Consider the following 19,877-nt stretch of genomic DNA (forward strand, 5'->3'; position numbering starts at 1 on the left):
AAGTCTCATGAGGCGCTTCCGGTTCATAGCCAGCATCCATCACCATCAGACCGTCTAAAAACTCCATCAACGATTCCAGCCGGTTGCGATTGATGGTAGATTTGACCATGGCGCATTTATCTGGAAGAAACCGCTCTCAACTGTTGCTTCTGCCCGAAGCTGTTGACGATTATGTGGGACCGGAGAATCCGGTTCGATTCATCGAGGCTTTCGTAAATGGCCTGGATCTTTTCGTGGCCGGATTTGTTCGAGTCAAACCGAAGGAAACCGGACGTCCGGGCTATGATCCTGCTGATCTCCTTAAGTTGTACATCTACGGTTATCTGAACCGCATCCGCTCAAGCCGGCGGCTGGAAGCGGAGGCTCATCGCAATATTGAGGTGATCTGGCTTCTGCGCCATCTGACGCCGGATTTTCGTACCATTGCTGCTTTCCGCCATGCGAACTGCGCAGCCTTCAAGCAGGTATTTCGCGAGTTTGTTATCCTTTGCCGTCAACTCGACCTGTTTGGCAGGGAGCTGCTTGCTGTGGATGGAACGCGGATCAAGGCAGTGAACAATCCGGCCCGCAATTTCACCCGCAAGGTGCTTTCGATCATTGTACAAAAGACAGACGAGAAACTCGCCGACTACATGAAGCGGCTCGATGAAAGCGATGCTGGGGACGATAAGGTCGGAAGCAATCGAGGTGACTCTGGCGGCAGCGACAACAGATTGGCAGAGAAGATCGCGGCGATCCAAGGTAAGCGCGACCGGCACAAAGCACTTCTGGAAGAGTTGGACAAGACAGGCGAAGACCAGATATCGCTGACTGACCCGGACAGCAGACGCATGGCGCCCGGGGCGAAGGTGAGCGTCGGCTACAACATTCAACTGGCTGTTGACGCTAAGCACAAGCTGATCGCCGGACAGGAAGTCAGCAATGATGTCGGCGACAGAGGGCTGCTTGCCTCAACAGTCAAGGTGGCGATGGAAGCGCTGGGTGCCAAGCAGATCGACGCAGTGGCGGATCGAGGCTATTTCAGCATCGATGACATTGAGGCCTGCGAACAGGCGGGTATTACTGCCTATGTGGCGAAGCCAATCGGCGGAAAGACCGTTGGCAAGGGCTTTTTCTCCAAGGAAGAATTCCGCTTCGATCCAGCGAATAACGTTTACATTTGCCCGAGTGGAGCAAGCCTGCCGGTCGTATTTCATGGCTTGGCGCGCGGCAAAGAGATGATTTATTATCAAAACCGTGCTGCCTGCAAAGAGTGCACTCTGAGAAGCCAATGCACGAACACGGCATCTCGCCAGGTCAGCCGCCGGCCAAATGAGGCGGTCATCGACCGCATGACCCCGAAAGGCTAGCAGCCCACCCTAACATTCTGGATAAACGCAAGGAATGCGTCGAGCATCCTTTCGGAACCATCAAGCAGTGGATGTATCAGGGTGCGTTTCTGATGCGTCGATTGGAGAATGTGCGCGGCGAATTCAGTTTGACCGCGCTCGCCTACAACATGAAAAGAACCATCACGATCGTCGGCGTATCGGGTCTGGTCGCCGCTCTCTCCACCTAATCGGTCGAAATACGCTTCGATCGTACCGAAAACCTCCAAAAAGCTCATGACAAGGCCGCTTAACGCGACATCGTAGGAGTTTTCAACCAATGTGCTGGATTTCGAGGAGAGCCGGCACCTTTTTTTGACCGCAGCTTGCTGAGTGCTCCAGGCACAGGGTTTTTAGACGGTCTGAATCTGATGAATCGAACCGGCGAACCGACTGTTGAAGAATTGATGGCGCGCATTGCCGCGCTGCAGGCGGAGAACCGTCAGCTCTCCGAACGCGTCATCAAACTCGAGGAAGAGCTGGCACTGGCACGGCTGCGTCGCTTTGCGCCGCGTAGCGAAAAACACGTTGATCGCCTCTTCAATGAAGCCGAGAAGACTGCCGCCGAGGATGACGGCGAAGAAGGCGATGTCGTCGACCTGCCGGACACTGGCTTTCCGACGATTGAAAAGCCGGAAGGCAAGAAACGCGTCCGCCGACCATTACCGGAAAACCTGCCGCGCGAGCGGGTCGAATATGACCTTGCCGACGATCAGAAGGCCTGCCCCTGCTGCCGTCACCACATGCATCGCATTGGCGAGGCCGTCACCGAGCAGCTTCATATCGAGGTGAAGGCGAAGGTCCTGCAGAATGTTCGATACAAATAATGCTTGCCGCCATTGCGACCGGACCGGCATCAATACGCCGGTGGTGATCGCGCCGATGCCCGCACAACCCTTGCCGGGAAGCATCGCCACGGCCTCGACGCTGGCCTTCGCGTTGGTTCATAAATATGTCGACGGCACACCACTCTACCGTCTGGCTCAGGCCTTCGAGCGCGCCGGCGTTCCCGTCAGCCGTGGCGCTCTGGGACACTGGGTGATCGGATCGAGCGAAAAGCATCTCTCCCGTATCTATGATGCCCTGAAGCTGCGGCTTCGGTCACAGCCTCTCATCCATGGCGACGAGACGACGGTTCAGGTCCTGAAGGAAAAGGACAGAGCGGCGACCGACACATCGTATATGTGGGCATATCGCAGTGGCGAAGACAGTGATGAGCCGATCGTTCTTCTCGATTATCAGTCGGGCCGCGGACAGATCCATCCGCAGACCTTCCTCGGCGATTACCGCGGCATAGTGATGAGCGACGGTTATTCCGCCTGGCGCACGCTTGCAGGTGCCACCCACATTGGATGCATGGCCCATTCAAGACGGCGTTTTGTCAATGCTCTCAAGACGAGAAACAAACCCGGTGGGCCGCCGGAGCAGGCGCTGAAGTTCTTCGAACAGCTCTACCGGATTGAAAAGCAAGCGCGGGACGAAAAACCGGACAAAGGTGAAACGCAAGCCGGCTGCATTCGCCGCTTTCGCCAGCAACACAGCGTGCCCATCCTTTCCGCCCTGAAGAAATGGCTCGACGACATCGCGCCGAAGGTCTTGCCCGATAGCAAGATCGGCGACGCCGTCTCCTATACCCTGAACCAATGGGAATATCTGACGCGCTATGTGCACGACGGCAGGGTGCCGATCGATAACAACCTTCTTGAACGGGATATCAGAATTTTTGCAACTGGCAGAAAAAGTTGGCTGTTCAGCGACACCATGGACGGGGCCAGGGCCAGCGCCGTGGTCTACAGCCTCATGCTGACATGCCGCGCATGTGGCGTGGAACCCTTGGCCTACGTGCGCCACATCCTCACCGAATTGCCGCAGCGCGCCGAAGACGTCGATATCACCGATCTCTTGCCATTCAACTTCGCCAAAACCACCGTCACCTGATCCGATGCGACCGGCCGAAAGGCTCTCCCGTCAAACGGGGCGCGTCAACGCGCATGGAAATTAGCGCTTACGTTGTTGGTACGGGCAGTTCCTCAACAGCACCTCGGCATTTAATCTTCATCTCTCTCGGCGATTCCAACCAACCAGCACAGAAGGACCAAGCAGGGTATGCCGACTTATTCGATGCCAACCACGCTTGGAGTGTAGCTAGGAGGCGCGTCAAGATAACGGTGTCAATGAGCACCCATGTACGGTGGCGCTTCGAAGCCTCAATTGGGCGTATCAATCAATGTTGCCATTTGTCGGCAGAATAGACGGTTTATACCTATTGTTGCTGGTAAGGCTGGTTTGGAACTATAATCGGAAGACCCTTGCTGATGGAACCGCAATGTTGTTGCGTCACCCAATCAGGCATTCCATCGATCGTGAGGCGATCTCCAAGTTCCAAAGTTGGCTACTGGAGGGCCGGTTTTGCGATGGAGCATTCCACGTGGCGACATTAGAAGCTCGCCCTACATTGGGGAAAAGAGCCTTTTAGCGGGTACCGATGCCAAACCCTTCCAATTCCTCAGCCCAAAGTACCAGCGACCCCAACACGGGTGCCAATCGCCAGTCGGATTCGGAATTCGCTGCCGACAAAGTTGAGGCACCGGCGCCCTCGCCGGACTCGGCGTCCAGTTCATCGGCCGATCCTGCGCGACAATCTGACGTAGCCTTTGTCCAAAGCAGACAGGCGACGCACAAGCACAATCTACTGCGGGCACTCTGTTATGATTTGCGCGCAAGCGCGATCTTCGCAAAAGCTAGGGCTAAAACGGCCGCCTCGTACGTGAGCACGAAACTAAACACGCTGAGCGGGCCGGAAAGCCCATCAATAGTCGGCAGTTTTGGCAGATGGGTCGCAACTGCTTGGGCTAAATTGGGAAACGGTATTCGTGGTCCGCACACAAAGCCGCTCGAAACCGAGCGGCTTGCTTCACCGCATAGAACATGGTGGAAAATCGCCGTAGGATTGGCCTTTCTTGCCTGCCTCGTTGTCGGAAGTGTACTGGTGTGGGCACTGAAAGACGTGCCCTGGGGCGAAATCCGGGATGGAACGTTAAAGCCCGTCGTGGTGCTGGAAACCGCGGACGGTGCGCCATTGGTGAGACAAGGCCCTTATCAAGAGCCCTATGCGCGTTATGATCAGTTTCCGCCGCATCTGAGCGATGCTGTCCTGTCCGTTGAAGATCGACGCTTCATGGATCATTTCGGCGTCGATCCCAGAGGGATTGCAAGAGCGCTTCTGCGAAACTTCGAAGCAGGCTCCGTGGTAGAGGGCGGTAGCACGATTACCCAGCAGCTCATCAAGCTTCAGTACCTAGATGCCGATCGGACGATAAAACGAAAAATTCAGGAGGTTATCATAGCCGTTTGGCTGGAGTGGAAGCTCGGCAAGCAGGAAATCCTGACACGCTATCTCAACAGCGTCTATCTGGGTGCCGGCGCTACCGGCATGCCGGCAGCCGCGCGGATCTACTTCAACAAGGATATCGAGGCTCTCAATCTACCGGAATCGGCGATGCTTGCGGGATTGCTGCGGGCACCGAGCCAATGGAATCCGATCGACAATTTCGAAGGCGCGTGGCAGCGCACTGCCGTTGTTCTTGACGCGATGGTGACCAACGGCAAAATCACCGCAGCGGAGGCGGAAGCGACCAAGGCGAGCTTCGCCAAACTGCATCCGACGACGCCGACACCGCGCTCCGGCAGCTGGTTTGCCGACTGGATTTCGCCGCAGGCGAGCGAAATCGCCGGCACCTGGCCGGGGTCAACCACAGTGCGCACGACGCTGGTGCCGCGGCTCCAGCAGATCGCCGAAGGGGTCGTGAGAAAAGCCCTGGATGGTGAAGGGAAGTCAGTCGGCGCATCGCAGGCCGCTTTGGTTGTGATGAGACCCGATGGCGCGGTCGTTGCCATGGTGGGCGGGCGCGACTACAAGGCAAGCCAGTTCAACCGTGCCGTCACCGCGATGCGGCAACCGGGTTCCGCCTTCAAACTGTTCGTCTACTACGCAGCGTTGAAGGCTGGACTCACCCTCTCCGACCGGATTCTAGACGCGCCAATCGACATCGACGGCTGGTCACCGGAAAATTCCAGCGGCGGCTATCATGGCTGGGTCACGCTTGCCGAGGCCTTCGCGCGGTCGCTCAATGCCGCATCGGTAGCGCTCACCGAAGAGGTCGGGCTCGACAAGGTGATCGCCGCCGCGCGTGAACTCGGCATCAAGACGCCGCTTGCCAACACGCCGTCTCTGACGCTTGGCACATCCGAGGTGAACTTGCTTGATCTCACCAGCGCCTATGCATCCGTCCATCTCGGCAGAGCGCCTGTCGAGCCCTGGGGCATCATGGACTTTCAAGCTGCAGGGCAGGCAAAGACGTTTCGAGTTGGTTCACAAGTAAAGTCGAGTGTCGACCTTTCCCCCTACCAGTCCGATCTCATTGGCCTGCTGCAGTTGGTGGTGGAACGCGGCACTGGACGAGGAGCCGACCCCGGCATGTTTGCCGCCGGCAAGACCGGCACCAGCCAGAACAACCGTGACGCTTGGTTCATCGGCTTCACGGAACCGCTCGTTGCTGGCGTGTGGGTAGGCAATGACGACGGCACGCCGATGAACGGTGTCACCGGCGGTGCCTTGCCAGCGCATATTTGGCGGGACTTCATGCGGGAGGCGATGACTGAGCCCGCGCCAAATTCACCGCAATCGAAAGAAGCGGCGATCGACAACTCAGGAGCAACGCAGGTCTGCAACATCGCTGCCTGCTCCCGCACCTATCGCTCCTTCCGGCCTGCCGACTGCACCTACCAGCCTTATGCCGGCCGACGGCGACTTTGTGAAAAGTGACCATCACTTTGGCGAACCTCCGAAGCGAATTGGAGAATGCGGCCGCTTTTTGTCCTTTGGTATCAGTTATGATGTTTTTGCAAAGACATTATAATTGCACGGGAAACCGCTGGAACACGGGCAAGGTCCTTCATAGCGCAGCGCGAAGGCTAGTTGTCCGGCAAGGTCGTTGTCCGACTGGTGGCGCGGCGTGTAAATGTTCCAACTCTCAGCCCGATAGACTTTGTGGTGCGGACCGATCGCTGATAGGGCGATTGGCACGGGCGCCGGTAATTCAAATGCATCGATGAAGGCCGCATAGCCGACGGGGATAGCGGCTTCTGGCATCCAGCGGCCGTGAAAGTGCTGACCGCGCCTCAAAACGTCTTTCTTTGTCCCTGCTTCATGAATCCTGATATCCGCTTCTGAAAATTAGTTTTGGAGCGAAGCTCTCATGAAATTCGATCAGCGGCAATGAATTCCGATGATTGGGGAGGCACTTCTGCGAAATAGATTCTAATCACGTGATGAACGACATGTTCTAAATGCAGACGATGAAGATAACCGATCCTTTACAAGCGAGTTTGTGATCAAAATCGAGAGCCACTGGGCGCGCTTTTTCCCCATCCGTCACAGCCGCTGAAAGCGCGTCAGTGGCCGGACTAAGGGGGAAATTTCGTAAAATCGGTTGTTTGCGGAAGATCAGCGCTATGTCCTCGACTGTCGGTGCCCACCTATCAAGCGTGTGGCACATTGCGAAGACTGGCCTTTCCGATCGGCGTCAGAGTGGTCTGACGTTTTCCGCCTTGGACTTGCCGGTCTTTCGATCCTGGCCAAGATCATAGGAAACGGACTGCCCCTATCTGAGCGCGTCGCCATATTGGAGGGCGGAGACATGCACGAAAACGTCAGTCCCTCCGGAATCCGGTGTAATGAAACCAAAGCCTTTGTCTGTGTTGAAAAACTTAACCTTGCCAGTCGGCATGACATTCCTCGTGATTTGTAAGTTGGTTGCGGCGGCAACCTAGCGACCAACCATCGCTAGATCAAGCCGATTGGTTACAAGCGCTCGGCCGCGCGGCTTTGGGACCGTCGTACCGCTGGGCATGTCTTCTGCTGCTATGCTGTGGCTCGGGTTTTGCCAGCAAACTTGTCCTCAGTGTCGTTGATGGGTCCGTTATAATATTTTCGCGGGCCAGAAGCCCCGGGGCGAACGCCGGTCCTCCGCCGGCTTGAAGATGATTGATTTGCTCTCAAAGGTCGGAGAGATTGAGCTTATGCATCATGGTGGCTAATCCAGCGTGCGAGTTGAACGTCTCCACGCGCCAAATGACCAACCGCGCCGCACGCCCGTTCTTTCGTTCCGCATCCTTTTAGTAGCTGGATGCTTGCTGAACGGAACGATGTCGCGATTGCTCCATGGCTTCGAGGAGTGGGATGCTCCGGTTGGCCGCCTCCGTCAGATAGCCCGATCGCAAACCATGCGCCGAAAACTCCCCAACCTCCAACCCAGCCATTCTCACCCTCTGCTTGACGATATGATTGACCGCCTTCGGATCGAGCGCGCGGCGGCTGACATTGCCCCGGCGTTCCACCAGGCGAGTAGGAAATTCGCCACCCGCCGCCCCTGGCCACTGATCGTATCCTGCCGCAACACCGCCTTGAATGTTTCGGTTTCAGCTCATCGAGCATGATCGCGACAAGAACCAAGGTATCGACAGCGATCACTTCGACAACCCATTCTCGTCGTAGAGATCGTCATGCGCCGATGTGGTGCCGGCCGGCACGCTGCGCCGGCCTTCGGCGGCGAGTTCCCACACGGCATCCAGTGGATGGCTATGGCTCTGCTGGCGCAGTTCGAGATCATAACGCTCGAGTGCCTGCTCTACGAGCCTGTTGATCGGCTGACCGGTGCGGCGCGCCAGCGCGTGCGCCAGATCTCTGGCCTTGGTGCTGCGGACGGAGAGCTGCGGTTCGGCCACGGTTTGCTCCAAGTCTAAAATCGTGCCTTCAACATAGCCGCTGGAGCCCGGATGGCAAGAAACTCGCCTGAGCACGCGTCGACTGCCCTACAGGCCAATTAGGCCGCCCAACCTTTATCGAGACCCATTGTCTATGGCGTGTTGATCGCGGCATGGATTGCTTCGGCGGCCTCGGAAAGCTTGTTTGCCTCGTCGTTCGGCTGGCTGTTGGTCTGCACAGTGATTAGAATGCCATCTTCCTCGTACCACACATAAAGAGTGCGATAGCCCAGGGTCATGCCCTGATAGAACCAGGCCGGGCCGCCCGGTATCATGCCCTGCACGAGGCCGAGGGCAAAGCCCTGAGGATGCTCCTCACTGATCTCGGTGATCGGTTCCCCTGTCTTGGTCGAAACCATCGACATCCATTCGGCTTGTTGCTTCGGCGGAACCACACGGCCTTCGAACACGGCGCGCATCCAGCGGGTAACATCGCGCGCGTTGGAGATAGCGCCGCCCGCGGCCTGAGCCCAAGAGGTGCTGTCTTCGCGCACGTCGCGACCGATCATCGGCTTGTTCCAACTTTCCTTACAGTCGGGTGGCTGGTATTCGGCGCAAGCGGTGTTTTCGAAATAGCCGTGCGCCAATCGGGCGATCACTTCCGGTGGGTAGGCCCCCGGAGAGTAGAAGGTGGAGTGGAGGCCGTGCGGTTGGATAACGAGTTCACGGACAAGCTCCTGATAGGGTTTGCCCGTCGCCTTGGCTGCGATCAGGCCGGCGAGAATGTAGTTGGTGTTGGAGTAGTGGTACCCCGCAGTCACCGGCAGGTTGTTGCTGCCGTTGGGATATGCCGCGGCGATCAGTTCTTCCGCGGTTAAGTCGCGTTTCGGCTGCTCTACCCAGCTACGCGAGATGAATTGGGTCTCAGAATAGTTCGGGATACCACTGGTCATATCGAGAAGGCGGCGGATGCTGACGTTGCCCCAGGCGGGATATTGCGGCAACCACTTTCCGACCGTGTCATCAATGGAGAGGAGCCCTTTGGCTTCCAGTTTCAGGATCACTGCGGCAGCGAAGGACTTCGAAGTGCTACCCATGGCGAAGAGGGTATTCTGGTCTACCGGCGGATCGTCATCGGCTCTTCCGGTCTTGCCTGCAAAGGCTTCGATGTTCGGACCTGATGCGCCAAGGCTGACATAGGCCGCGATGCCGGTGACACCCTCGAGTGGTGAGCGTTCCGCGAGCCAGGCGTCCAGCGCTTTCTGTACGCGCTGAGTTTGCGTGGGCGTTTCGCTGGCAAACGCCGTGCCCGTGACAAAAAGAACGATTGCTGCCGCGAGTCCTCGACATCTATCCAGTTCCATGATTGCGCCACCCCTCCGGGAAAGTAGCCATTCCTTGAAATGAACATGACAGATCGGGAATAAAATACTGGCCGAACTAGCAAAACGCTATGGGCCGGGATGCTGGTGACCAATAGACACTACAACTGACGGGCGGTCAATTGGGAGGAATTCTCGACCTCCCGCAGGCCGAGGCAAAGAAAGATTGAATGTGGCAACGACTGCCTTGGAGAGGCATTGCCGCCCAACAGTCTTGGCAATCGCTCGGTGGTGCCTCCGAAGAACCAAGCGCCGCTATGCGGCCGATGATCAGCTAGAAATCCGCTGGCGTAATCCCCAAACATAAAGCAGTGCGGCCAGGGTTCTCGTCGGATGGATTCGGTTCCATGACCGATGGTGCCACCCGCGGTCCGCCCTCTGCGAAAGCTGTGGCGCTGCTGGGCGCCCGATGCAATTCACGTCGTCAAACGCGTCCTGCCCGATTGTGAACGGCTGCTTCATAACCCATCGACGTTATCGCCGATAGTCGCGCGCGGGGAGCAGCGGTACATCTGGGGAGCAAATCTGAACTCGCGCCACAATTCAGTAGCTTGGGGAGCAATCGAGGTTTCAGATGCGCGATGATCCGTAGAGAAAGAGAGAGACAATGCCAGACGCGACATTTTCCCGACGAGACATCCTTTGGGCGGGGGGCGCGCTTGTCGCCGGCGCCGCTTTCGCTGAACCGCTCAAAGCCGCGGCCGCTGAACTCGGCGAAGGCGACACAGAGCCGACGTCCTGGGTGGATTCTGCAATGCCCGAGGTTACGCATCGTATGGTAGAAACGAACGGCATTCGGTTGCACGTGGCCGAACAGGGGGAAGGTCTGCTCATTATCCTTTGTCATGGCTTTCCCGAATGCTGGTATTCCTGGCGCCATCAGCTTGGCGCGCTGGCGAAGGCCGGGTTCCATGCGGTGGCGCCCGACTTGCGCGGCTACGGGCGGAGCGACCGCCCGGCCGAGGTAGAGAAATATACGATCCTCGATGACATCGGCGACATGGTGGGCCTCGTCGATGCTCTGGACGCCGAACGAGCCGTGATCGCCGGCCATGACATCGGCGCCGCGATATCCTGGCAAACGGCGCTTCTGCGCCCCGACCGCTCGCGCTGTGATCGCATTCAGCCCGCCGTTTCGCACGCGTGGATTTGGCGACTAGGGGCCGCCGACGACGCTCATGCCGCGAACCAAGGAGGCCGTGTTTTATTAGCTTTACTTCCAGACCGCAGAGGCTGAGGCGGAGCTTGGACGCGATCTGCGTCGCACCTTCCGGTCTATGTTCTACTCCCTCTCCGGCGACAGCCCGCCGCCGGCAAAGGCCGAAGGAATGGCCGCCGGGATGGTGCGTCGCAACGGTGATTTCCTAACCAACCCGGTATCGTTGCCTTCCTGGCTCACGGAGTCCGACATAGATATCTATGTTGAGGCATTCACGCGGAGCGGATTCCGCGGCTCTCTGAACTGGTGGCGCAACATCGATCGCAGCTGGGAGCTCATGGGCGCGTTTAGCCAGGCGCAGGTAACTGTTCCGGCCCTCTATATCGCAGGCGATCGCGACATCATCGTCGAAGCGTTTCAGCCGATCATTGCCAAGCAGTCGGCAATGGTTCCCAAACTCCGGCCAGCGATCATGCTGCGGGCTGTGGTCATTGGACCCAGCAGGAACGTGCGCCGGAGGTGAATGCCGCCATGATCGAATTCCTTCGGACGCTTTAGCCGATAAGGCCGGCTCGGCCACCGGGCGCGACGTTTGAGACTGGCTGCTTGACGAACGAAACCATCTCATAGGAGCTCAGATGTCTTCGCAAATCGTGTTTCTAACCCAGCTCGTCCTGGGTTGCGTCCAATGGCTGCTTTTCTTTGGTGCATACCTCTGGCCAAAGCTCAACACGATGGAACAGTTCGATGCGCAACGGGCCAATGCGGCCCTGCACAGCTTCCGCTTCTTCGGGCTTGCCTTTCTCCTTCCCGCCGTCGTCGGCCCCAAACTGCCTGCTGGTTTCGCGATGTTCGCCGCCTACGGCAACTTTGCGACAGGGGTGCTGGCCATGCTGGCGCTGCTCGCTGTCAGGATACGTCCGCTGTTTTGGCTGCTCGTGGTCGCCTTCAACCTTGTAGGAGTGGCGGATATTGCCCGCGACTTCTACCACGCGGTCCAGATCAACCTTCCCACAGTTGCGGGCGAACTCGGCGCGCTATACGCATTCCTGATCATCTACATGCCATTGCAGATGATATCACACCTCACCGCTCTTTATCTGCTTGCGCGTTCTCAGTTGAACGCAGTTTCGTCCGGCGTCGGCGATGCGGCCGGGTCGTGATCGCTCGCCAACCGGGGTCGTCCTGAAAGCCAGTGTAGAAGCTCATACCCGCGCGGGACTATAAGAAGCATGGCGTCAAGATTAATGAAAGCACCGGCACTCGCTATCCTTCTGATTGCGACGACACTCGGCGGCCTTGCGGCCGCATATCCGATGGCAGCCGCTGCAGCGTGCCCGAGCTGCCTGGGGTTCAAAAGGGTCACTGGTCGAGTCTACGCCGAGGATGGGATGGCTCCTGAGCAGCAGGCGGCAGCGCTCCAGACAATCGCGATCGCGCGCGATCGGCTTCGCGAGTTCTACGGGGCGACGGAAAGTGATCCCAAAGTCTTCGTCTGCGGCAATGATAATTGCTACCGCAAGATCGGTGGAGGCAAATCGCGTGGCATGACGCTCCTCAATCTCGCGCTATTTCTCTCCGCCAAAGGAATGACCGTCACCATTGCATCACACGAAATGTCGCACATCGAACTTCATACCCGGATCGGACTGATCGCGACTGTTCGTCGCGACGTCCCGCAGTGGTTTGATGAGGGTGTTGCTGTCCTCGTTTCGGATGACGGACGCTACTTGAGGCCAACATCATCGCCCGATCGCTGCCTAGTGGAACCGAATAGCGAGCTGCCGACGACGCGGAGCGCCTGGATTGAAAGTGCGGCATCGACCAGCCTGTACGCGAAAGCTGCCTGCCGGGTTAGCAGGTGGATTGCAGCTCACGGCGGCCCCTCCGCCGTGCCGCGGCTCTTAGAGAATATTCTCGCGGGCGAATCCTTTGAGAGGGCGTATTGACGGCCATTTGCGCCATCTAGAGGAGCCATGGCTGACGCTGTTTCTTACCAAACATCAATTCTTCCGCGACCGGATTGCTGCATTCTGCCGAGCAAGCAACCGCCGTGACGGTCATGGCGGGGCAACAAACGGCGGATATCGACCTCGGATCAGCAGGCGTTCTCCATTGACGTCGGGATTGCCGGTCATTGCGCAGGCTCTCAGGAATAAGCTGCTTCGTGGAAGTCGATCTCAAGGCGTTGGGCACGGCCGAAAATGGCGCTTAATCGCTTACGTTCGGCAGGATCCATCGTCTCCCCAGCCTCGTCCAGCACCGCCTTCAACCAGCGCGCCTGCGCTTCGAACTCCGGTTCTGCATGAAGCTTGACCCATTCCCTAAGAAGCGGATCGCTGATATCAGTCCGGTCGGCCTCAGTCGACCAGGTCCAGTACATCCATTCGGCGGCGAACATGGCAGCAATCGTATCGAGGAAACCGCCGTCACGGGCAATCGCCAGCATGCCGTTGCGGAAGGCCGCGACATCGGGCCGCTCGGTATCATAGCGAGCCGGATCGACGCCGCGTGCTGCAAATGTCTTTTCGAAATAGGCGATCTGCTGGTTCGCAAGCGCATCCAGGACGCCGATCAGCCAACGTTTCTCCTCGATGGTCCCGGCCTTTGCAGTGGCATAGGAGAAGATTGCAATCGCCGTTTCAACAAAGGCGCCCTCGAAGACGAGATATCGTTCGAAGGCCTCCTTCGGGAGGCGGTCAGCCTTGATGTCTTTGACGAAGCGGTGGTGCACCATGGCTTGGAAGACGTCGCTGTTCTCGTCGAGCATCTGTTCGGACAGGGATACCATGGTCGTCACGACTCCAGACCGGGTTTTGCGGCTTCGACGAAGGCTGCGACGCGAGCCGGCTCGACAGGGTTCCACCAGACGCCGTCCTCCTTCAGCGACGAGGCGACGATGACGCCGTTGGTGCGCTTGAGGATCTCGACGATATTATCCTTGGTCACGCCCGACCCGACGAGCAAGGGAAGATGGGTCGCAGCACCGATTTCCTCGATCTCCTCCATTGTCGCACTGTTGCCCGTTCGCTGACCGGTGGCGATCACCGCATCGGCATCGAAGAACGCCAGATCGCGCGTCAGTTCGCCGATCGTCCGGTCGGCGGTAATGGCGTGCGCGCCATGCTTAACATGGCTGTCGGCAAACACCTTGATATGTTCGGCGCGCAGAGCCGAGCGATAGCGCATCGCCTCGGCTGCACGACCTTCCATAAAGCCTTCATTGGCGACATAGGCGTTGGCCCATTGGTTGACACGGATAAAGCGCGCGCCGCCTGCTGCCGCGATCGCGAAAGCGGGGATCGGCGCATTGGCAAGCACATTGATGCCGAGCGGTACGCCCACAGCACGAGAGATGCGGTCCGTCACAACCGACATGAAGGCTGCGGTCTCGTGGCCAATATCCTCCGGCTTGGAAAACGGGATGTCGCCATGATTTTCGACGATCAAGCCGTGGATGCCGCCTTTGACAAGCGCCTCCGCATCGCGCATGCAGGCGTCATAGATCACATCCATTGCCGTGCCGCGGTAGCGTGGAGCCCCCGGGAAGGGCGGGCAATGGATCATCCCGATCAGCGCCTTGTCAGTGCCGAATATTTCCCGTATGGCGCTTATGGCCTTATCCGATATCTGCTGCATTTTTCTTTCCTCTCTGAAAGCCAGCCATGCGTGCCTATGTCATCGGTAACGTCGCCATCGACGAAACCATCTCCGTAATGTCCATGCCCGAAGCAGGCGCCTCGATCCTCGGTCGGGAGGAAACCCGCGATCTCGGTGGCAAGGGTGCCAATCAGGCCGTCGTGATGGGCCGCACAGGCCTTCCCACGACGCTTGTCACGGCCGTCGGCGAGGATTTCCGCGCCCAGACGATCCGCGACCAGCTCGCTGGTGAAGCGCTGGACGCCCGATTGTTGGGCAGTCCTCACCGCTCCAGCGATTTCTCCATCATCTTCACGACGCCGGACGGCGAAAACGCCATCGTCACGACGACGGACTCGGCCGAAGCCTTGACCCTGCCCGAGGCACTTGCACCGCTCGATGATGCAGCGGTCGGCGACCTCATTGTGCTGCAAGGCAACCTCAGCGAAAACGTGACCCGCGGCATTCTGGCCGAAGCCAGACGCCGTGGCCTGACGACCGCCTTCAATCCCTCGCCGCTCAGGCCCTATTTCGCCGAGCTCTGGCCGCTTATCGACATCGCCTTCCTCAACAGGAGCGAGGCCGAAAGTCTGACCGGATCGTCCGGCGAGGCTGCGATCCAGCGTCTGGCAGAAGCCGGAGTGTCACAGACCGTACTAACCCTCGGCGGCGATGGGGCAATCCTTGCCAGCGGAAATCAGGTGCTGGCAACCGTTCCTGCCCGTGCCACGGAGGTCGTCGATACGACCGGCGCCGGCGACACTTTCATGGCGGTCGCCCTTGCCTCTGCTGCCCTCCGATCGACCAGGCTCGATGCGAAGGCGATCCATCACGCAACTGCGGCTTCGGCCATTACCGTCAGCCGCCGCGGGACGCGTTCGGCCTTCCCGACCAGGTCAGAACTCGCCGGCATTCTCGCGGGCGAATGAGGCTATTCTGCCTCCGTCAGCCAGCCGAGAATATTCTTCCAAAGACGCCGGTAGCCCTCCCATTCGCAGAAGGCCGGCGAGAGCCAATGCGGACCGATATCCGAGGTCCAGGCGGCAGTTCGACCTTTGCCGAAGCGGCCTGTGATCAACAATGGATGGCCACCTTCCGCTTCCGGTAGCCGGGCAATGACTTCGACATCGGCACGCTCGCGCACCTCGACTTCGTTGACGCCGAGCAGCAATGGCCATTCGCCTGACAGACCAGCGACAGTATCGTGACCGGGCTTGACGAGGACAGGCGTCGTTCCCTCCGGAATTTCCACACGGTCGTCATAGGGCAGACACGTGACCGGCAGGACATCCTCGACCGGCGTGCGACGCCAGCGCGCCTTGCCGTCTATGCCCTGGAACGAGAAATAACCGCCGACCATCAGCAGCCCGCCACCCTTTTCGACCCAGGCTTTGAGGAGTTTCAGCCGGTTCGGAACGGTCTTGGAATGCAGCCAGACCGCCGGGGGAAGCAGCAGAGAGTTGGCGCCGATATCGGAGAGAATGATCGCGTCATAGGCATCGAGCCCTGCCATGTCGAAGGGGAATTTTTCAACGGCTTCGTGGGCCGGCATGTAGGTGAGCTCGAATTCGCTGTCCTTGAGGGCTTCGACGAGCGGTTCGGCGCCGAGATGAAACGTGACGCTGCCGAACTGGTCGAAACCCTTATAATGCATGGCGGAACTGACCCAGCTTTCGCCGACGAGAAGAACCTTCTTTGTCATGATGTTTCCATTTCTTTTTATGTGGCGGTTAGGCGCTGGCCTGAAAAACCGACCTTGGATTGGCGCGCATGAAGATGTCGAACATCGCATCATCGAGACCGTGACGCTTCAGGCGAGGCAGAAAGTGGCGCAGGATATAGGCGTAGCCGTTGCCCCCATAATGCTTGAGCATCATCTTCAGGAAGACGTCGTGGGAGAGCAGGAGGCGATCCGCATATCCCATCTCGACGAGTTTGACGAGCGCGCGCGCCGCCTCCTCGTCACTCGGGCATTGCACCTGCTGATCGGCGTAAAAGAAATCCATGCCGATCATGTCATATTCGAGAAACGCGCCGCGGGCGGCCAATTCCGACTGATAGGTGAGATCGTCATGTGACGGGTTCATGTGACAGAGCACGGTGTGTCTCAGATCCGCGCCTTCGGAACCGACGATATCAAAGACCTTGTGGCCCAGCCGAAACCAGCCGGGAAGATGGACCATCAATGGCAGGCCGGTGCGCACCTGTGCCTGCGCGGCACCCCGTAGCGATTTTTCCTCGGCGGCTGTGAAATCAGAGGATACGCCGATTTCGCCGATCAGGCCGATCTTCACATCGGTACCATCCGCCCCGACCGTCGCTTCGAAGACGATTTCGTCGGCGATCTCTGAGACGGACATGCCGGCAACCTTGGCCGGATGCGACGAGCCTAGATAGAAGCCGGCGCCCATGACAATGTTCAGCCCTGTCGCTCTAGAAATCCGCCGCAAGGCGAGAGGATCGCGACCAATGCCCTGACATGTGGGCTCGACGACCGTACGGCCGCCGAGACTGGCGAAGTCCCCGAGTTCGGCGACGGCAAGGTTCTCGTCGTCGAGCGTGATATTGTGCTTGTTGACGAAGGGGTCCTGCCTGAGTTCGCCGAGGATCTCCATGCAGACAAACCCCTCGGCAAGATATTGCCGCTCAGGCGTCTTCGGCGCATGCCACCAGCAGCGGCAATCGTTGAGGATGTGTTCGTGCATCAGCGTGATGCCGATCTCCGGCGCTGGAACCGGCCCGGAGACCGTCATCACGTTGCCGGATCGCATGTGACCCGGCGAAAGCTCATTCGCCGCCATCAGCTCTTCCTCCTGCCCGCCAAGCGGAAGGTGGTTGTGAAGATGCGCGTGTTCAACCAGATGGCGACAAGGATGATCGCGCCGGTGACGATCTGGGTGAAGAAGGGCGAGATATGCATCAGGATCAGCCCGTTGCCTATGACGGCAATGGTCATCGTCCCCAGGACAGTGCCGATTATCGTGCCGCGCCCGCCCATCAGCGAGGTACCGCCGAGCACGACCGCGGCGACAACCTGCAGCTCGAAGCCGACAGCGGCATTCGACGAGCCGGAGCCGAGGCGAGCCGCGATCAAAAGACCGGCGAGTGCCGAGGCGGCGCCTGATACCAGGTAGACCGAGGCGACGATCCATTTGGCCGGCATGCCGACGCGGCGCGCTGCTTCCATGTTGGATCCTACCGCCACGATCTGCCGTCCGTACTTGGTGACCGCCATTATGACGTATCCTGCGATCGCGACCAGGATCGCAATGAGCGCCGGGACAGGAAATCCCGCCAGTTCGCCGCGCCCCATGTAGAAGAAACCGGGTTCGTTGTTGATCGGTATGGAATAGCCCTGCGTCAGATAGAGGGCCACGCCACGCAGGATGGAAAGCCCCGCGAGGGTGACGATGAAGGCTGGGATGTTCTGATAGGCAATGAACCAGCCCTGCAGCAGGCCGACGATAGCACCGAAGGCGAGCATGCCGATCGAGACGATGGGCCAGGGTATGCCTGTCGCCAGTGTAATGGCGGCAACGGCGTTGATCAGAGCCAGCATCGAACCGACCGACAGATCGATGCCGCCGGTGACGATGACGAGGGTCATGGCGATGGCGACCACGAGGATGGGAGCTGCCTGGCGCACGATGTTCAGCATGTTGCCCGTCGTCATGAAGGTGGTCGTCGTCAGCGAAAAGAAGACGAGGCATGCCAGAAAGAAAAAGGCGATCGACAGAACCTGGGCGTTCTCACCCAGAAAGTCGGCCATCGGCGAGCCCTTGGCGCGTTCGGTGTAGACGGTCAATGTCTTTCTCCCCCGACGATGAGCTTGACGAGATCTTCTAGATTGGTTTTGCCGATGTCCCGCTCGGCAACCTTGGTGCCTTCATACATGACGGCAATCCTGTCGCAGACGCGGAACAGATCCTGCAGGCGATGAGTGATGAGGACGACGGAGACGCCCTTTGCCTTGACCCGGTTGATCAATGCGAGCACGGCTTCGACTTCGGCGACGGCAAGGGCGGAGGTGGGCTCGTCCATGATCAGCACCTTGGGGTTAAAGGATGCCGCTCGGGCGATCGCAATCGCCTGGCGTTGGCCACCCGACAGCTTCTCCACCTTGGCGGAGAGGCGTGGGATGCGGATCTCAAGCGCATCCAGCATCCGGCGGGCCTCGCTCATCATCTTCTGACGGTCGAGAAACGGACCTCTGGTGAGCTCACGCCCAAGAAACAGGTTGCCCACGACATCGATGTGATCGCACAGGCTCAGATCCTGGAAAACCATTTCGATATTGCGATCACGCGCATCCGCGGGCCCGGAAAAGTGGACCTCTTCGCCGTTGAGCGAAATCGTACCCTCGTCCGGCAGGTAGGTTCCGGAAATGATCTTAGTCAGCGTCGACTTGCCGGCAGCATTGTCGCCGACAAGGCCAAGGCACTCGCCAGGGAAAAGATCGAGGTCGACGCCGCGCAGCGCCTGATGCGAACCGAAGGTCTTGCGGATACCCCGGAGCGACACAGCTGGCGTCCGCGCGAACGAGCCGGAGGAAGGAGGGGAGGCTTGCGCCTCCCCGGCTCCGGCATCAACAGGCCGGTTGTTACTCATCATTTGAAGACGGCCCGGTACGGTTCGACATTGTCCTTCGTCACGATGGTGATCGGGACTGAAATGCTTTTTTCGACGCTCTGACCTGCGGTCAACTTGGCGAGAGCCTCGACTGCCGCCTTGCCTTCACCGGCCGGATCCTGCTGGACGACAGCGACGACGTAGCCATCGTCAAGGCCGGAGATCGCCTGCGCGGTCAGGTCCCAGCCAAAGACCTTGATGCTGTCCTGCTTGCCCTGGCTCTGGACGGCGGCGATCGCGCCAAGGAGAGCCGGCTCGCCGGTTGCGTAGATTGCCGTCATGTCCGGATTGCCGGTGATGAGGTTCTCGGCAGCTGCCAGCGCATTGTCCTGGATGTTCTGGCCGTCAACGACCCCTGCCGTCTCGATGCCGTTACCCTTGATGGCGTCCTCGAAGCCCTTCTGGCGAAGGTTCTGTATATAGGAGTTCAAGGCACCGACAATGCCGACCTTGGACTTGCCGCCCATATTTTTCTTCACATAGTCGAGGAAATAGGCGCCCATGTCAGCGCCGGCCTTGGCGTTGTCGACGCCGATCTGTGACTTCTGAGGACCTTCCGGCAGGACAGCGTCGATGGCAACGACCGGGATGCCGGCATCCGATGCCTGCTTGACGGCCGGCATGATGCCGTTGACGTCGATCGCCACGACGATGAGCCCGTCGACCTTCTGCTGGATGTAGTTTTCGATGGCGCTGTTCTGGGCGGAGGCGTCATTGTTGGCGTTGAAGATGACCAGCTTGTCGCCGGATGCATCGGCCGCCTTCTGGGCACCTTCGTTGATCTGGTTGAAGAAAAGCGCCTGCTGGTTGATCTGCACAAGCGCATAGGTCTTGCCGGCCGCCTGCGCAAGAGATGCGCCGAGTGTGGCGCTGGCGAGCGCGGTGAAGGCAAGAGCGGCTGTAAACGCCCGACGTCTGATCTGTTTCATGTTCTCG

The 19,877-nt window shown here is 58.9% G+C and carries 16 protein-coding genes and 4 pseudogenes; 8 read left to right on the top strand and 12 right to left on the bottom strand.

The window, feature by feature from the left end; all coding sequences use genetic code 11:
* The first annotated feature begins 92 nt into the window (after window positions 1-92).
* From QDY28_RS23435 to QDY28_RS23450, 3 genes and pseudogenes are all read left to right on the top strand, one after another.
* A complete protein-coding gene (locus QDY28_RS23435; protein ID WP_331383972.1) occupies window positions 93-1,349 on the top strand; it encodes an IS1182 family transposase in 1,257 nt (418 codons plus the stop codon).
* A gap of 389 nt (window positions 1,350-1,738) precedes the next feature.
* A pseudogene (gene tnpC, locus QDY28_RS23445) lies at window positions 1,739-3,305 on the top strand (IS66 family transposase).
* Window positions 3,306-3,852: 547 nt separating this feature from the next.
* The gene (locus tag QDY28_RS23450) at window positions 3,853-6,192 is read left to right on the top strand and encodes a PBP1A family penicillin-binding protein (protein WP_331383974.1); all 2,340 of its coding nucleotides are present in this window, start codon (window positions 3,853-3,855) and stop codon (window positions 6,190-6,192) included.
* Between the two features lie 760 nt (window positions 6,193-6,952).
* Here QDY28_RS23450 and QDY28_RS23455 read toward each other — a convergent pair.
* From QDY28_RS23455 to QDY28_RS23470, 5 genes and pseudogenes are all read right to left on the bottom strand, one after another.
* Window positions 6,953-7,156, bottom strand: a pseudogene (locus QDY28_RS23455) (cold-shock protein).
* A 388-nt stretch (window positions 7,157-7,544) separates the two neighbouring features.
* A pseudogene (locus QDY28_RS23460) lies at window positions 7,545-7,772 on the bottom strand (integrase); the annotation flags it as partial.
* Between the two features lie 2 nt (window positions 7,773-7,774).
* A pseudogene (locus QDY28_RS31045) lies at window positions 7,775-7,828 on the bottom strand (hypothetical protein); the annotation flags it as partial.
* Between the two features lie 67 nt (window positions 7,829-7,895).
* Window positions 7,896-8,153 (bottom strand): type II toxin-antitoxin system VapB family antitoxin, encoded by a 258-nt coding sequence (locus QDY28_RS23465; protein WP_331383975.1) that lies wholly within the window; start codon window positions 8,151-8,153, stop codon window positions 7,896-7,898.
* 131 nt (window positions 8,154-8,284) lie between these two features.
* Window positions 8,285-9,496 (bottom strand): serine hydrolase domain-containing protein, encoded by a 1,212-nt coding sequence (locus QDY28_RS23470; protein ID WP_331383976.1) that lies wholly within the window; start codon window positions 9,494-9,496, stop codon window positions 8,285-8,287.
* A 625-nt stretch (window positions 9,497-10,121) separates the two neighbouring features.
* Here QDY28_RS23470 and QDY28_RS23475 point away from each other — a divergent pair.
* From QDY28_RS23475 to QDY28_RS23490, 4 genes are all read left to right on the top strand, one after another.
* The gene (locus tag QDY28_RS23475) at window positions 10,122-10,751 is read left to right on the top strand and encodes an alpha/beta fold hydrolase (RefSeq protein ID WP_331383977.1); all 630 of its coding nucleotides are present in this window, start codon (window positions 10,122-10,124) and stop codon (window positions 10,749-10,751) included.
* Window positions 10,752-10,791: 40 nt separating this feature from the next.
* Window positions 10,792-11,196: a hypothetical protein gene (locus tag QDY28_RS23480; protein WP_331383978.1), complete on the top strand. Its 405-nt coding sequence runs from the start codon at window positions 10,792-10,794 to the stop codon at window positions 11,194-11,196.
* A 115-nt stretch (window positions 11,197-11,311) separates the two neighbouring features.
* Window positions 11,312-11,836, top strand: a complete 525-nt coding sequence (locus tag QDY28_RS23485; RefSeq protein ID WP_331383979.1) for a hypothetical protein — start codon at window positions 11,312-11,314, stop codon at window positions 11,834-11,836.
* A 228-nt stretch (window positions 11,837-12,064) separates the two neighbouring features.
* On the top strand, window positions 12,065-12,622 hold the full coding sequence (locus QDY28_RS23490) for a hypothetical protein (RefSeq protein ID WP_331383980.1): 558 nt from the start codon (window positions 12,065-12,067) through the stop codon (window positions 12,620-12,622).
* A 200-nt stretch (window positions 12,623-12,822) separates the two neighbouring features.
* On the opposite strand, the gene QDY28_RS23495 is transcribed toward QDY28_RS23490, so the two are convergent.
* Together QDY28_RS23495 and QDY28_RS23500 are read right to left on the bottom strand one after the other, a co-directional pair.
* Window positions 12,823-13,464, bottom strand: a complete 642-nt coding sequence (locus QDY28_RS23495; RefSeq protein ID WP_331383981.1) for a TenA family protein — start codon at window positions 13,462-13,464, stop codon at window positions 12,823-12,825.
* Window positions 13,465-13,469: 5 nt separating this feature from the next.
* Entirely contained in the window at window positions 13,470-14,312 is an 843-nt protein-coding gene (locus QDY28_RS23500; RefSeq protein WP_331383982.1) for a BtpA/SgcQ family protein, read from the bottom strand.
* Window positions 14,313-14,338: 26 nt separating this feature from the next.
* Between QDY28_RS23500 and QDY28_RS23505 the strand changes: the two genes are divergently transcribed.
* Window positions 14,339-15,241, top strand: coding sequence for a ribokinase (locus tag QDY28_RS23505; RefSeq protein WP_331383983.1), 903 nt, complete (start codon window positions 14,339-14,341; stop codon window positions 15,239-15,241).
* 2 nt (window positions 15,242-15,243) lie between these two features.
* On the opposite strand, the gene QDY28_RS23510 is transcribed toward QDY28_RS23505, so the two are convergent.
* From QDY28_RS23510 to QDY28_RS23530, 5 genes are read right to left on the bottom strand one after another with little or no spacing between them, the layout of a single operon-like run.
* Window positions 15,244-16,014, bottom strand: coding sequence for a glutamine amidotransferase (locus QDY28_RS23510; protein ID WP_331383984.1), 771 nt, complete (start codon window positions 16,012-16,014; stop codon window positions 15,244-15,246).
* A gap of 28 nt (window positions 16,015-16,042) precedes the next feature.
* Window positions 16,043-17,113: a phosphotriesterase family protein gene (locus QDY28_RS23515; RefSeq protein ID WP_331383985.1), complete on the bottom strand. Its 1,071-nt coding sequence runs from the start codon at window positions 17,111-17,113 to the stop codon at window positions 16,043-16,045.
* Window positions 17,113-18,117, bottom strand: a complete 1,005-nt coding sequence (locus QDY28_RS23520) for an ABC transporter permease (protein ID WP_331383986.1) — start codon at window positions 18,115-18,117, stop codon at window positions 17,113-17,115. The genes QDY28_RS23515 and QDY28_RS23520 overlap by 1 nt, the downstream gene beginning before the upstream one ends.
* Window positions 18,114-18,923 carry an ATP-binding cassette domain-containing protein gene (locus QDY28_RS23525; RefSeq protein ID WP_331383987.1) on the bottom strand — a complete coding sequence of 270 codons (810 nt, stop codon included), beginning with the start codon at window positions 18,921-18,923 and terminating at the stop codon, window positions 18,114-18,116. The genes QDY28_RS23520 and QDY28_RS23525 overlap by 4 nt, the downstream gene beginning before the upstream one ends.
* Complete coding sequence (locus tag QDY28_RS23530) at window positions 18,920-19,870, bottom strand: ABC transporter substrate-binding protein (RefSeq protein WP_331383988.1); 951 nt, start codon at window positions 19,868-19,870, stop codon at window positions 18,920-18,922. The genes QDY28_RS23525 and QDY28_RS23530 overlap by 4 nt, the downstream gene beginning before the upstream one ends.
* Window positions 19,871-19,877: the final 7 nt, after the last annotated feature.

This window comes from Rhizobium sp. BR 362 (genome assembly GCF_036528765.1).
Classification (GTDB): Bacteria; Pseudomonadota; Alphaproteobacteria; order Rhizobiales; family Rhizobiaceae; genus Rhizobium.